Here is a 14,110-nt window from a genome sequence, read left to right on the forward strand (position 1 = left end):
TGGAATGCCGGTGAACGGCAGAACAGGTCAGTGACAATCTCCTCTTCTGCCGGGTTCCCGGCGAAAGGAGGTGCGTCATGACACGCGGTAGGATCTACGGCGTACGCAGTATGATCTACGGCCTCATCGCCGTCATATTGCCGACATTGGTGATCGCGCATCCGCATTCGGCAGCATCGCAGATGATGCGCAGTTGCGCAGGCCGACCCGAAATCGTCAATTTCCTGGACAAGAACTTCGCCGAAAAGCTCACGGCAGTCGGACTGATCAACGAGAACGCCATTCTTGAGGTCTATGCCGCCGAAAGCGGCACCTGGACCCTCATCATCACGGATGTTCACGGCATAAGCTGCGTCCTGCTGTCGGGTGACAGCTGGGAGACGATGCCCATCCTGCCGGGCTTGGCCACATAGGAATGCCGCTGTTGCAGGCAGTCTACTTCGTCGCGCCGCGTTTCAGGTGCTCGTCCAGACGCGGCATGATCTCCACGAAATTGCACGGCGTGCTGCGGTAGTCGAGCTGTCCTTTCAGGATGCCGTCCCAGGCATCCCGGCAGGCGCCGGGCGAACCCGGCAGCACGAAGATGAAGGTGGCGTTGGCAACGCCTGCCGTGGCGCGCGACTGGATCGTCGCCGTGCCGATCTTCTCGTAGGAGATGCGGTGGAAGATGGCGGAAAAGCCGTCCATCCGCTTTTCGAACAAGGGCTCCAGCGCCTCGGGCGTCACATCGCGGCCGGTAAAGCCGGTGCCGCCGGTGGTGATGACCACGTCTATGTCTTTGCTGTCAATCCAGGCCTTCACCCGCGCGGCAATCTCCGCGCGATCATCGGGCACGATTCCCCGGTCCACCAGCCTGTGGCCCGCCTCGGTGATCCGCGCCGCCAGCGTGTCGCCTGACTTGTCCGTCTCCGGCGTGCGCGTATCCGAGATCGTCAGAACCGCAATGCCGACCGCGATGAAGGGCCGCTTTTCGTCTACGCCTGCCATCATGCGCCTCCCGAAACCGTTTCCGTCGCCTGGAAATACCAGTCGGGCCGCGCGTCGTGAAGAGCTGCCGCCGCATCCTCGGAAGCAGTCACGGTCGCAAAGATGCCGAAACATGTGGCGCCGGAACCGGACATGCGGGTCAACAGAGCGCCGTTAGCCTGCAGCATCGCCGTGATCGCCGTGATCTCCGGCACGAGTTCGCGCGCCGGCGGCTCCAGGTCGTTGCGGGCAGCAGCAATCGCCGCAAGCCAGTCGGCAGTCTGAGGTCGGCTCGGAGCCAGGCTCAGGCCCGGATTATTCTTTGTCGCCAGACGGCGGAAAACCTCGGGCGTCGAGACGCCTTTCAGCGGATTGGCAAGCACCATGGCCAAGGCCGGCAGATCCGGCACGGGTTCGATCTTTTCGCCGATGCCGCGGGCAATCAGCGGCCGGCTCTCAAGGCACATCGGCACGTCGGCGCCGAGCTTCAGGGCGAGAGCTGCGAGCGCCTCCTCGGGCAAGCTCGCGCCCCAGAGCCGCATCAGCCCGCGCAGCGTCGCGGCCGCATCGGCCGAGCCGCCGCCGATGCCGGAGGCAACCGGCAGGTTCTTTTCCAAGTGGATGTGGACCGGGAAGGCGAGGGGGCCGACCGCCTCGCGCAGGAGATCGCGCGCCTTCAGCACCAGGTTGGTGCCGCCATCGCCGGCAAGGACCTCGCCGAACCGGCCAGACAGGCTGAATTCGTCGGTCGGCGACCGCATGAAGTCCAGCCGGTCGCCATAATCTGCGAAGGTCACCAGCATATCGAGCAGATGATAGCCATCCGGGCGCTGGCCTGTCACATGCAGGGCCAGGTTGATTTTCGCGCGAGCTTCCTCGGTGATGCTGGAGCATGATGCCGAAAAGTCTGAGCAGTTTTCGGACGACATCATGCTCTATTTCTTTGATCTCGAAGCGGCCAAGCCCTCTTAAGGGCCTTCTTCAGGCAAACGTCCCGCCCGTCAGGATTTCTTGTCGACCGGCGGCGGGATGACGGGTGCCGGATCCGGCTGCTTCTTGTCGGCCGCCTTGGCATCGTCGCTGGCGGGAGGCAGGCCGTTGGCGACCTTGTCCTTGATCTTCGGAATTTCGGCGGCCTCAGGCTCGGAGCTGAGCGCCCGGTTCCACTGGTAGACGGCCTCGAGCTTGCGCCCGACGCGCCAGTAGGCATCGCCGAGGTGGTCGTTGATCGTCGCGTCGCCGGCCTTGATCTGTGCGGCCCGTTCCAGTTCGTCGACGGCATCGTCGAAGCGGTTGAGGCGGAAATAGGCCCAGCCGAGCGAATCGATGATGTAGCCGTCGTCAGGGCGAAGGTCGACGGCCTTCTTGATCATGCCGAGACCTTCGTCGAGGTTCCGATTCATGTCGATCCAGGAATAGCCGAGATAGTTCAGCACCTGCGGCTGGTCGGGATTGAGCTCCAGCGCCTTGCGGAAGTTCGGTTCCGCCAGGTCCCACTTCTTCAGCCGCTCATAGGCGATGCCGCGCTGGAAGAAGACGCTCCAGTTGGCGCGGCCGGGAATGGGGCCGATCGCATCGACGGCCTTGTCGTAATTGGTGGCCATCGCCTCGTAGTCCTTGGCGTCGGAAAGTACGCTGCCATAGGCGAGGTAACTGCGGATGTCCTTCGGGTCGGAGGCGATCAGCGCCTGCAGGTGCTTGCGCGCCTCATCCACCTTGCCGCCCTGGGCAAGGGCAAGGCCGAGCTGCAGCTCGGAGATGCGCCGCATCGGTGAATTCTCCGGCACCTTCTTGTAGAGGGCGATGGCGCGGTCCATCTGGTTCTGCTTCTCGGCAATGCCGCCGAGCAGCACCAGCGTATCGGCGCTGTTCGGATCGAGCGCATTGGCCGTCTGCAGGTAAAGCGAGACGATATCCTCTGCGCCGTCGCGGTTCAGCGCGCCGCCGACCGAGAACAGCACGCCGGCAGCGCCTTCTTCGGCCGTCTTGACCTGCTGTTCCTGCTTCTCGTTCTTTTCGACGCTGTCGCGCAGCGCATTCAGCGGCGCGTAGTTCGGCAGCAGGTTGTCGCCGACGGAAACGGCGTCGAGCGCCTTCTGCTTGTTGCCTTGTGTTGCTTCGAGGCGAGCAAGCGCCATCACCGCGCGCATGAAGGTATCGGGCGCCGTCGCTCCGCCTTCCTTGTCGAGCACGGCATCGTTCAGATGCTGGCGGGCGGATTTCACGTCGCCGATGGCGATGGCGATCGCGCCGGCATTGTAATTCTGGAAGATGCGGAACCAGTCCGGCCCTTTCATCTTCTCGACCATGGCGAGCGCTTCCTTGCCGCGGCCGGCGCCGACGCGGGCCCAGGCGAGCAGCAGGTCGTTCATCATCCGGTCGAGATCGTTCGGCCCCTTATATTTCAGGATGGCCTCGGCGGTCTTGTAGTCGTCGCGGCGCACGGCATCCATGCCGCGCACGATCGTGGTGATACGCTCGACCGAAGGATCGCCCTTCAGGTCGTTGGCGTATTTGACGCCCTCCTTGATGTCGCCATTGAGCAGCAGCGAGATCATCAGCCGCTGGCGAATCTCGGGATTGCCGGGCTCGATCTGCAGCGCCTTCTTGTAGAGCTCGATCGCCGTTTCGTAGTCATGATCGACATCGGCCGTGCGCGCGGCGAGGAAGGCGCCGGAGAAACTGGTAACGCTATCGGCATCAAAGTGAGCGGCCGTGCCGGCATCGTCTGCCTTGGCCGCATCCTCGGCGTTGACGCCGCCGACACTGCCCAGCGAAAGGACAGCGGCAAGCGCTGCGCTCGTAAGAAGACGGATGGCAAGTCTCTGCCGCATTAGGAAACCTTTCTTCGACAGCGTCCCGGACAATGTGCCGGTCGCAAAACAAGTTGCGATCACTGATTCATAACAGGATGGCTTTTTTGAAGCGGCGCCGCAAGAAAATCAGCCTGCGATCAAGGACGTTTGATCAATTGACGCGCTCGATGCAGAAGTCGATCACTTCCATCAGGGCCGATTTCCAGACCGTATCGGGAAGCGGCGCAAGCGCGTCCCGTGCGATCGTGCCGTAATGGATCGCACGGCCGATCGTGTCGCTGAGCGTGCCATATTTGGTGATCAGCCCCAGCGCTTTTTCGAGGTTGGCGTCGGTGCTGTTGCCGGCTTCGATCGCATCGCGCCAGAAGGCGCGCTCGTCCTCGGTGCCGCGGCGATAGGCGAGAATGACCGGCAGGGTGATCTTGCCTTCGCGGAAATCGTCGCCGACATTCTTGCCGAGATCGGCCGCCTTGCCGCCGTAGTCGAGCGCGTCGTCGACGAGCTGGAAGGCGAGCCCCAGATTCATGCCGTAGGATTTCAGCGCATTGCGGCCGGACCGGCCGGCCTCTGCGACGATCGGCCCGACTTCGGCGGCCGCAGCAAAGAGGGCCGCCGTCTTGGCGCGGATGACGGAGAGATAATCGTCTTCGGTCGTCTCCATGTTCTTGGCGACCGAAAGCTGCAGCACTTCGCCTTCGGCGATCACGCAGGCGGCGGAAGACAAGACGTCGAGCGCATCGAGCGAGCCGACATCGACCATCATGCGGAAGGCCTGGCCGAGCAGGAAGTCGCCGACCAGCACGCTTGCCTGGTTGCCCCAGATCATCCGCGCCGTCGGCTTGCTGCGGCGCAGATCGCTTTCGTCGACGACGTCGTCATGCAGCAGCGTCGCCGTGTGCATGAATTCGACCGATGTGGCGAGCTTGACGTGGTTTTCGCCCCTGTAGTCGAACAGCGAGGCGGAAGCCAGCGTCAGCATCGGCCGCAGCCGCTTGCCGCCGGACGAGATCAGATGGTTCGCCACTTCGGGGATCATCTGCACATCGGAGCCGGCCTTGGACAGAATGAGCTGGTTCACTCGCTCCATGTCCGCCCTGGTGAGATCGACCAATGGCTTGATGGATGCCAGTTTGTTTTTGCTTTCTTCAAGCGGTATGACCACGCCCAACGACCCGGACTCCTGTTCATTCTTTGCACCTGACAATAGAAAGGGGCGATGGACGCGGCAAGGGGTGAATTGTCGCGCTGAGCGAAATTGGAAGGAAAACGACGGCAAATGCATGAGCTTATCCGCGCCAACGACCCCGTTCTTCTCTCCTATGCCGAGAGTTTGATGAAGGATGCGGGAATTCACTGCTTCATCGCCGATCAGGGCATGAGCGTGCTGGAAGGCTCGCTCGGGATGCTGTCACGCCGCCTGCTGGTGGATGAGGAGATGGCCGATCAGGCGCGCCGCATCCTCACCGATGCCGGTCTCGGCGGCGAGTTGCGCGAGCGGAAGTGAGCTCCGATGACCGGGGAAACCACTGACACCATCGATGCCTTTCATCGCGGCGCCTTTCATGTGGTGCAGCCGAAGGGCAGGGGCCATCGCTCCGGCATGGATGCGATGCTGCTTGCGGCTCTGGTCGCCGACGATCGCCCGGTCAGGGTTGCCGATCTCGGCGCCGGCGCCGGTGCTGCCGGCCTTGCCGTCGCCTCGCGGCTTGCCGATGCGCAGGTTGTGCTCTTCGAGCGCTCGGTCGAGATGGCCGATTATGCCCGCCGCAGCATCCTCTTGCCCGACAATGCCCATGTCGCGGGCCGCGTCAGCGTCGTCGAGGCCGATGTGACGCTGACCGCCAGGGCGCGCAACGATGCCGGGCTCAGCGATGAAAGCTTCCACCACGTCATCATGAACCCGCCCTTCAACGATGCCGGCGACCGGCGCACGCCGGATGCGCTGAAGGCCGAAGCCCATGCGATGACCGACGGCCTGTTCGAAAGCTGGATCCGCACCGCCGGCGCCATCATGATCCCCGGCGGGCAATTGTCGTTGATCGCCAGGCCCCAGTCGATCGCCGAGATCGTTGCCGCCTGTGGCCGGCGCTTCGGCGGCATCGAGATCACCGCTATCCACCCGCGTCCGGGTGAAAACGCCGTCCGTATCCTGGTGACTGGTATCAAGGGATCGCGGGCGCGGCTGTCGCTGCGTGCGGCCCTCATCATGCACGAAGAGGGGAGCCACAAGTTCTCCCCTCTCGTCGATGATTTCAACAATGGCCGGGCGGCCTATATGAGGCTTTAGGGTCTCCCGCAATTCCGGACGGAAAACCGCTTCACACTTTTCCTGGAATTGCTTCAGCCGGTGACGAAGTCGAAGAGCAGCTTGACGTTCAGCCCGGCGATGACGACCGCGATCAGATAGGCGATGCCGCTCAGCCAGCGGGGCGCCACAAGTTCACCCATCTTGGCCTTGCTGGCGGTGAACATGACAAGCGGGAAGACAGCGAAGGAAAGCTGCAGGCTGAGCACCACCTGTGTCAGGATCAGCAGCTGCGCCGTGCCCTGATCGCCGTACCAGATGGTGACGATCGCCGCAGGCACGATGGCGATGGCGCGGGTGATCAGCCGGCGTACCCACGGCTTCAGCCGGATCTTGAGGAAGCCTTCCATGACGATCTGGCCGGCAAGCGTTGCCGTCACCGTCGAGTTGAGGCCGCAGCAGAGAAGCGCGATGCCGAAGAGCGTCGGCGCGATGGCTAGGCCGAGCAGCGGCGACAGCAGTGAATGGGCCTCGCCGAGTTCGACGACGTCGGTCTTGCCGTGCGCATTGAAAGCGGCCGCCGCAAGGATCAGGATCGAGGCGTTGATCAGAAGCGCGAAACACAGCGCCACCGTCGAGTCGATCGTCGCAAAGGTCAGCGCCTCCTTCTTCTCGGGAATGGTATGGCCGTAGGCCCGCGTCTGCACGATGCCGGAGTGCAGGTAGAGATTGTGCGGCATGACGGTCGCGCCGAGAATGCCGAGCGCCAGATAGAGCATCTCCGGATTTGTGACGATCTCGGTGGTCGGGAAGAAGCCGGTGAGGACGGCGCCCCACTGTGGGTCGGCAAGCAGGATCTGCACGCCGAAGCAGACCGCGATGACGCCGAGCAGCGCGATGATGAAGGCTTCCACCCAGCGGAAGCCGAGCTTTTGCAGGAAGAGGATCACGAAGACGTCGAGCGCGGTGATCAGCACGCCGAGTTCGAGCGGGATGCCCATCAGCAGGTTGAGGCCGATCGCCGTGCCGATCACCTCGGCGATATCGGTGGCGATAATGGCGATTTCCGCAAGGGCCCAGAGCGGCACCGAGACATATCTCGGAAAAGCGTCGCGGCAGGCCTGCGCAAGATCGCGCCCGGAAGCGATCGCGAGACGCGCACAGAGCGCTTGCAGCACGATCGCCATCAGGTTGGAAAGCAGCGCGACGGTGAGCAACGCATAGCCGAATTTCGAGCCGCCGGCGAGCGATGTCGCCCAGTTGCCCGGGTCCATGTAACCGACGGCGACCATGTAGCCCGGCCCGGCGAAAGCTGCCGCCCTTCGCCATGTCGAGCTGTGACGCCCGGTTCCGACGGTGCGGTAGACATCGGAGAGCGATCCCTCTCCGCGTTCATGCCGCCAGCCGCTCTTTGCATTCGGATTGAGGACGTCCATGCGATTTCCACCTGTTTTATCGTCAGGGCACTATGACGAATTAGAATGATAATGCAAGTCATTCGCAACAACAAAATCAAACCTGCTATTTTCAGGAACGCGGCCATTGCGTTTGCCGTTCCAGCGCATACATGGATGCCGATCGCAAACTGCGATCCTGCGACCCGAAGCGAAGGATGGGAAATGGCTGGATTCTTGAGAAAACTGATGCCGAAACGGTTCCGCAAGGACGGCATCACCATCCCGGTCGTCCGGCTGCAGGGGGCGATCATCAGCGGCGGCGGCCAGTTCCGGCCGACCCTCAATCTCGCCAATGTCTCTCCGGTTCTGGAAAAGGCCTTCGCCATGAAGGACGCGCCGGCTGTCGCCATCTCCATCAATTCGCCGGGCGGCTCGCCCGTCCAGTCGCGCCTGATCTTCACCCGCATTCGCGAGCTCGCCCGCGAGAAGCAGAAGAAGGTTCTGGTCTTCGTCGAGGATGTCGCCGCCTCCGGCGGTTATATGATCGCGCTTGCCGGCGACGAGATCATCGCCGATGCCACCTCCATCGTCGGCTCGATCGGCGTCGTCTCCGGCGGTTTCGGTTTCCCCGAGCTCTTGAAGAAGATCGGCGTCGAACGCCGCGTCTATACTGCCGGCGAAAACAAGGTAATCCTCGATCCTTTCCAGCCGGAAAAGGAAAAGGATATCGAGTATCTGAAGAGCCTGCAGCTCGAAATCCATCAGGTCTTCATCTCGATGGTGCGCGAACGTCGCGCCGGCAAGCTGAGGGATGATGCGACGGTCTTTTCCGGCCTGTTCTGGAGCGGCACGCGCGGCCTCGAACTCGGCCTCATCGATGGCCTCGGTGACATGCGCCAGGAGCTGAAAAGGCGCTACGGCCAGAAGACCAAGCTGGAGCTCGTCACCGCCGGCCGCGGCCTGTTCGGCCGCCGGATTCCGGGTGTGTCGCCGGTCTCGCTCGAAGGTGCTGCATCCGGTCTCGCAACGGGGCTTGTCGAAGCGGCGGAAGAGAGAGCATTGTGGAGCCGTTTCGGGCTTTGAAGGGAGCAAGAGAGGGGCATGCCGCAGTTAATTACTATTCTGATCCTGGTCTTCTCAGCCTGGTGGCTTTACCGCCGCTTCGTCTCTGATGCCCGCAAGCTAGCCGAAAAGTCGCGCCGTGCTGAAAAAGAGCGCCAGACCGGCGCGATCGGCACGCTGGTCAAGGACCCGGCGACGGGCGAATACCGGCTGAAGCGCGAGGGCGAATAAGAGGCGTCTCCATTGCCTCTCACCCAGCGCTTGCCCCTCATCCGGCTGCCGCCACCGACCGGGGCCGAGCCGCGGGTCTCGACCCGTCCTTCGGATCCGCGTAAACGGGGCGAGGGGAATATGCCGGACCGGATTCCTCAATCTCGACGCAGCGTTTGGCACGTCCCCTCGCCCCGCGAGCGGGGAGAGGGTTAGGGTGAGGGGCTGCGGAATTCCTCTTCCATATCGGCATTCGACGCCTCTTCGCCGCCGCAAAAGTCTTGACCCCCGCCGCCCTCCATGGCACCTGTCGCGCCGATAAATCCCAAGCAATCGGTGCCGTTCGATGTCAGCTCTCCCAGATCATATGAACCCGAAGCGCTCCTTCCAGGCGCTGATCCTGACCCTGCATAACTACTGGGCGGACAAGGGTTGCGCGGTGCTGCAGCCCTACGACATGGAAGTCGGCGCCGGCACCTTTCATCCGGCCACCACACTGCGCGCCCTCGGCCCCAAGCCGTGGAAGGCCGCTTACGTCCAGCCGTCGCGGCGCCCGTCCGACGGCCGCTATGGCGAGAACCCGAACCGGCTGCAGCATTATTACCAATACCAGGTCATCCTGAAGCCGAACCCGCCCAACCTGCAGGAGCTTTATCTCGGCTCGCTGGCGGCGATCGGTCTCGATCCGCTGCTGCATGACATCCGTTTCGTCGAGGACGACTGGGAAAGCCCGACGCTCGGCGCCTGGGGCCTCGGCTGGGAATGCTGGTGCGATGGCATGGAAGTCTCGCAGTTCACCTATTTCCAGCAGGTTTGCGGCATCGAATGCTCACCCGTCGCCGGCGAACTGACCTATGGTCTCGAGCGCCTCGCCATGTATGTCCAGGGCGTCGACAATGTCTATGATCTGAACTTCAACGGCCGCGACGGCGACGAGAAGATCAGCTATGGCGACGTCTTCCTGCAGGCCGAGCAGGAATATTCGCGTCATAATTTCGAGTTCGCCAATACCGAGATGCTGCATCGCCACTTCGTCGATGCCGAGAAGGAATGCCGGGCGCTGCTCGATGCCGGCGCGCCCGGCGACAACGCCAACCAGCGCCTGCACAAATGCGTCTTCCCGGCCTATGACCAGTGCATCAAGGCAAGCCATGTCTTCAACCTGCTCGATGCCCGTGGCGTCATCTCGGTCACCGAGCGCCAGAGCTACATCCTGCGTGTACGCACGCTTGCCAAGGCCTGCGGCGAAGCCTTCCTGCTGACCGACGCCGGCGGCGTCAACCTCTCGAAAGAGGCGGCGTAACGCAAAGTCCGTTGGCCGTATCGTCGATATCGACGGCTGGTCGGGCACCCCAAATCCTCGCGGATATCGGCGTTTGACGGCAGCCGGCAAACCCGCGTAGTCTCCGCCCCGTCATTACTTCGCTGCGGGGGATTCGCGATGTATATTGCGCTTGGCGTCATCGTTCTGGTCGCGCTCTATCTCATCTTCGTCTACAACGGCCTGGTTCGCGCGCGGCAAATGGCGGAAGAAGCCTGGTCGGGCATCGACGTCCAGCTCAAGCGCCGCGCCGACCTGATCCCGAACCTGATCGAGACGGTCAAGGGTTATGCCGCCCATGAAAAGACCACGCTCGAAGAGGTGGTTGAGCTCCGCAACAAGGCGCAGGCCGTGCCATCAGGCGATGTTGCCGGCAGGGCGCAGGCGGAAGGCCTGCTTGGCCAGGCGCTCGGCCGGGTCATCGCGCTTGCCGAGGCCTATCCCGATCTCAAGGCCAACCAGAACTTTGCCGAGCTCCAGGCCTCGCTGGAAACCATGGAAGGCGAGCTGCAGATGGCCCGGCGCTATTACAATGGTGCCGCCCGCGACCTGAACGTCAAGGTCGAAAGCTTCCCCTCCAATCTCGTCGCCGGCCAGTTCGGTTTTGCCAAGCGGGAATATTTCGAAATCACCAACGAAGCCGACCGCGCCGTCCCCACCGTGAAATTCTGACGATCCGGCATTTTGCCTTTGCCAGAAAGCGATTAAGAGCAAGGGCAGATTTGCGGCCGGCTAGAGCATGTCGCGCAAAAGTGTGCAGCGGTTTTGCGACAACGACATGCGCAAAACCAAAGACCTAAAGCGTGGCAAGCGAATCTGAGAGATCGCGACGCGCTTTAGGTCGCCTTATGGACGGAAGAACAGCATGACACGCACAGCCAAACTCACGATCATCCCGCCGGGAAAACCGCTTTCGGGCCGCGCCATGCCGCCGGGCTCCAAGTCGATCACCAATCGCGCGCTGCTGCTCGCGGGCCTTGCGAAGGGCACCAGCCGGCTGACCGGGGCGCTGAAGAGCGACGATACGCGTTATATGGCCGAAGCGCTGCGTGCCATGGGTGTTGCGATCGATGAGCCTGACGACACCACCTTCGTCGTCACCGGCAGCGGCAGGCTGCTGCCGCCGAAGGCGCCGCTCTTTCTCGGCAATGCCGGCACGGCGACACGCTTCCTGACGGCGGCTGCGGCTCTGGTCGACGGCACCGTCATCGTCGATGGCGACGAACATATGCGCAAGCGCCCGATCGGCCCGCTCGTCGAGGCGATGCGCACGCTCGGCATCGACGTGAGTGCTGAGACCGGCTGCCCGCCGGTCACCGTCAAGGGCACCGGGCGCTTCCAGGCCGACCGCATCCGCATCGATGGCGGCCTGTCCAGCCAGTATGTTTCGGCGCTGCTGATGATGGCGGCCGGCGGCGACCGGCCGGTCGACATCGAGCTCGTCGGCGAGGATATCGGCGCGCTCGGCTATATCGATCTGACCACGGCGGCGATGAAGGCTTTCGGCGCCAAGGTCGAGAAGACCAGCCCGGTCACCTGGCGTGTCGAGCCGACCGGCTACCGCGCTGCCGATTTCATCGTCGAGCCCGATGCCTCGGCCGCGACCTACCTCTGGGCGGCCGAGGTTCTGACCGGCGGCGCGATCGATCTCGGTGTTCCCTCCGATACCTTCTCGCAGCCGGATGCGCGCGCCTATGACATCATCGCCAAATTCCCGCATCTGCCGGCAGAGATCGACGGCTCGCAGATGCAGGATGCCGTTCCGACCCTTGCCGTGCTTGCCGCCTTCAACCAGACGCCGGTTCGCTTCGTCGGCATCGCCAATCTGCGCGTCAAGGAATGCGACCGCATCCGGGCGCTCTCGATCGGCCTCAACCGCATTGTTTCAGGGCTCGCCCGCGAAGAAGGCGACGATCTGATCGTCGAGTCCGATCCAGGGCTTGCCGGCAGGCATCTGCCGGCGGAGATCGACAGCTTCGCCGATCATCGCATCGCCATGAGTTTCGCGCTCGCCGGGCTGAAGATCGACGGCATCACCATTCTCGATCCCGATTGCGTCGGCAAGACCTTCCCCGCCTATTGGCGGACGCTGGCAGCACTCGGCGTGACCTATCAGGACAAGGATTGACGAAACGCAGCCGAGGCTGCCGGCGGGGAGACAGGGATGGGGCGTCGGTTTTTCGGATTTTGCTTTGCACTGCTGTTGATGCTCGCCGCCCCAGTGGCCTTTGCCGCCGAGGTGATCGACAGTTTCGCCTCCGACATTACGCTCGAAAAAAGCGGTGCGATGACGGTGACGGAAACGATCACCGTCAATGCCGAGGGTGACCAGATCAACCACGGCATCTTCCGTGATTTCCCGCTCTATTTCACCGATGCAGCTGGCCGCCGCCGCAGCGTCGATTTCGATATGGTATCGGTCCAGCGCGATGGCGATAACGAGCCCTGGCACACCGAATCGATATCAGGCGGCATCCGCATCTATGCCGGTTCTGCCGACGTGACCGTCACGCCGGGCCGTCATCGATACGTCTTCACCTACAGGACCAATCGCCAGATCCGCTATTTCGACGATCACGACGAACTCTATTGGAACGTCACCGGCAATGGCTGGATCTTCCCGATCCGCTCGGCAACCGCGACGGTGAAGCTGCCGCCCGGCGTCGGCGCGACGGAGACAACCTTCTTCACCGGCCCCGAGGGCGCGACGGAAAAGAATGCCCGCGTCAGCGAAAACGGCGCTGGCCTGGTCTTTTCCACCACCGCGCCGCTTGATGCCCACGAAGGCCTGACCTTCGCGATCCGCATGCCGAAGGGTTCGATCGATCCGCCGAGTGCGGATATGGAAAGCACATGGTGGTTGAAGGACAACCGCAATTATTTCATCGGCTTCGGCGGCCTGATCCTCGTTTTCGCCTATTACACGCGATCCTGGCTGAAGGTCGGCCGTGATCCCTCGCGTGGCGTCGTCGTGCCGCGCTGGGACGCGCCTGATGGTATCTCGCCGGCGTTGGTCAACTATATCGACAATAAGGGCTTCTCCGGAGAGGGCTGGACGGCGCTGTCCGCTACCGCGCTCAATCTTGCCGTCCGCGGCTACGTCAAGCTCGAAGACCTGAAGAATTCGATCGTCATCCAAGGCACCGGCAAGCCGCTCGGCAAGGAGAAATTCCAGGCCGGCGAGATCGAATTGCTGAAGGTTGCCGGCGGTGCCGGTTCGACGCTGACGATCGACAAGGCCAATGGCGAGCGGGTGAAGTCCGTCGGCCAGGCCTTCCGCTCGGCGATCGAGAAGGAGCATCGCGGCAAATATTACAATTCCAACCTGGCTTATACCGCAGGCGGCATCGCGCTCAGCGCAGCCGCCCTGGTGATACTGTTCGTTTTCGGTTCGCTGGCGCCCGATACCATCGCACTGATGTTGATCCCGATCGCCATCTCGGTCTTTGTTGCGGTGTTCGCCGCCGGCCTCGTCAGGTCGCTACATCGCGGCAAATCACTGTTCGGCAAGATCATCGCCATCATCTCCGCCGCGGTCGGCGTCTTCGTCGGCATCAGCATTCTGGCGACCTTGGTCCTGGCGCTTGCCTCCTCGCTGGTGGAACTGCACGAAACGCCGATGCTCTTTGCCGTCGGCGGCATCGTGCTTTTGAACATCCTCTATTTCTTCATCATGGGCGCGCCGACCCCGCTCGGCGCCAAGATGATGGATGGCATAGACGGCCTGCGCCAATATCTGACGCTTGCCGAGAAGGACCGGATGAACACGGCCGGCGCCCCGGAAATGTCGCCGCGGCATTTCGAGACGCTGCTGCCCTACGCGGTGGCGCTCGGCGTCGAAAAGCCTTGGTCGCGCACTTTCGAAACCTGGCTTGCGGCGGCCGCCGCCGGCGCGGCTGCTGCCTATGCGCCCGCCTGGTATGCCGGCAATTTCAACAGCGGCAGCTTTTCCGATCGTATCGGCGGCTTTTCCTCGTCCATGGCCTCGACCATCGCGTCGACGATTCCCGCGCCGCCGCCTTCGAGCTCATCCTCCGGCTTTTCCGGCGGCGGCTCGTCGGGAGGCGGCGGCGGAGGCGGGGGAGGCGGGGGC

General features: G+C 62.9%; 14 protein-coding genes. 9 read left to right on the top strand and 5 right to left on the bottom strand.

The features are described from left to right. Positions 1-77 precede the first annotated feature (77 nt). Positions 78-413 carry a hypothetical protein gene (locus ELH03_RS02830; RefSeq protein WP_128411440.1) on the top strand — a complete coding sequence of 112 codons (336 nt, stop codon included), beginning with the start codon at positions 78-80 and terminating at the stop codon, positions 411-413. A 22-nt stretch (positions 414-435) separates the two neighbouring features. Here ELH03_RS02830 and moaB read toward each other — a convergent pair whose 3' ends face one another. From moaB to ELH03_RS02850, 4 genes are all read right to left on the bottom strand, one after another. Continuing rightward, complete coding sequence (gene moaB / locus ELH03_RS02835) at positions 436-987, bottom strand: molybdenum cofactor biosynthesis protein B (RefSeq protein ID WP_128411466.1); 552 nt, start codon at positions 985-987, stop codon at positions 436-438. Beyond that, complete coding sequence (locus tag ELH03_RS02840) at positions 987-1,898, bottom strand: 4-(cytidine 5'-diphospho)-2-C-methyl-D-erythritol kinase (RefSeq protein WP_130766000.1); 912 nt, start codon at positions 1,896-1,898, stop codon at positions 987-989. Before ELH03_RS02840 ends, moaB begins: the two co-directional genes overlap by 1 nt. A gap of 69 nt (positions 1,899-1,967) precedes the next feature. Continuing rightward, positions 1,968-3,800 (bottom strand): tetratricopeptide repeat protein, encoded by a 1,833-nt coding sequence (locus tag ELH03_RS02845; RefSeq protein WP_130766001.1) that lies wholly within the window; start codon positions 3,798-3,800, stop codon positions 1,968-1,970. 133 nt (positions 3,801-3,933) lie between these two features. Next, positions 3,934-4,950 (bottom strand): polyprenyl synthetase family protein, encoded by a 1,017-nt coding sequence (locus ELH03_RS02850; protein WP_018245017.1) that lies wholly within the window; start codon positions 4,948-4,950, stop codon positions 3,934-3,936. Positions 4,951-5,058: 108 nt separating this feature from the next. Here ELH03_RS02850 and ELH03_RS02855 point away from each other — a divergent pair, with 108 nt between their 5' ends. After that, on the top strand, positions 5,059-5,286 hold the full coding sequence (locus tag ELH03_RS02855) for a putative signal transducing protein (RefSeq protein ID WP_003545870.1): 228 nt from the start codon (positions 5,059-5,061) through the stop codon (positions 5,284-5,286). Positions 5,287-5,292: 6 nt separating this feature from the next. Then, positions 5,293-6,069: a tRNA1(Val) (adenine(37)-N6)-methyltransferase gene (locus tag ELH03_RS02860; protein WP_128402779.1), complete on the top strand. Its 777-nt coding sequence runs from the start codon at positions 5,293-5,295 to the stop codon at positions 6,067-6,069. A gap of 53 nt (positions 6,070-6,122) precedes the next feature. Here ELH03_RS02860 and ELH03_RS02865 read toward each other — a convergent pair whose 3' ends face one another. Next, positions 6,123-7,463 (bottom strand): Nramp family divalent metal transporter, encoded by a 1,341-nt coding sequence (locus ELH03_RS02865; protein WP_105005107.1) that lies wholly within the window; start codon positions 7,461-7,463, stop codon positions 6,123-6,125. A 183-nt stretch (positions 7,464-7,646) separates the two neighbouring features. On the opposite strand from ELH03_RS02865, the gene ELH03_RS02870 reads away from it, so the two are divergent. From ELH03_RS02870 to ELH03_RS02895, 6 genes are all read left to right on the top strand, one after another. After that, positions 7,647-8,507, top strand: coding sequence for a S49 family peptidase (locus ELH03_RS02870; protein WP_018495057.1), 861 nt, complete (start codon positions 7,647-7,649; stop codon positions 8,505-8,507). Between the two features lie 18 nt (positions 8,508-8,525). Further along, positions 8,526-8,717 carry a membrane protein gene (locus ELH03_RS02875; protein ID WP_003556931.1) on the top strand — a complete coding sequence of 64 codons (192 nt, stop codon included), beginning with the start codon at positions 8,526-8,528 and terminating at the stop codon, positions 8,715-8,717. A gap of 325 nt (positions 8,718-9,042) precedes the next feature. Next, a complete protein-coding gene (locus ELH03_RS02880) occupies positions 9,043-9,999 on the top strand; it encodes a glycine--tRNA ligase subunit alpha (protein WP_128402778.1) in 957 nt (318 codons plus the stop codon). Positions 10,000-10,137: 138 nt separating this feature from the next. Further along, positions 10,138-10,689 (top strand): LemA family protein, encoded by a 552-nt coding sequence (locus ELH03_RS02885; protein ID WP_003556933.1) that lies wholly within the window; start codon positions 10,138-10,140, stop codon positions 10,687-10,689. 193 nt (positions 10,690-10,882) lie between these two features. Then, complete coding sequence (locus ELH03_RS02890; protein ID WP_130766002.1) at positions 10,883-12,145, top strand: 3-phosphoshikimate 1-carboxyvinyltransferase; 1,263 nt, start codon at positions 10,883-10,885, stop codon at positions 12,143-12,145. 36 nt (positions 12,146-12,181) lie between these two features. Beyond that, a partial coding sequence (locus tag ELH03_RS02895; protein WP_130806787.1) for a DUF2207 domain-containing protein occupies positions 12,182-14,110 on the top strand: 1,929 nt, incomplete at its 3' end.

Origin of the sequence: Rhizobium beringeri (assembly GCF_004306515.1) — a bacterium.
In the GTDB taxonomy this organism is placed as follows: Bacteria; Pseudomonadota; Alphaproteobacteria; order Rhizobiales; family Rhizobiaceae; genus Rhizobium; species Rhizobium beringeri.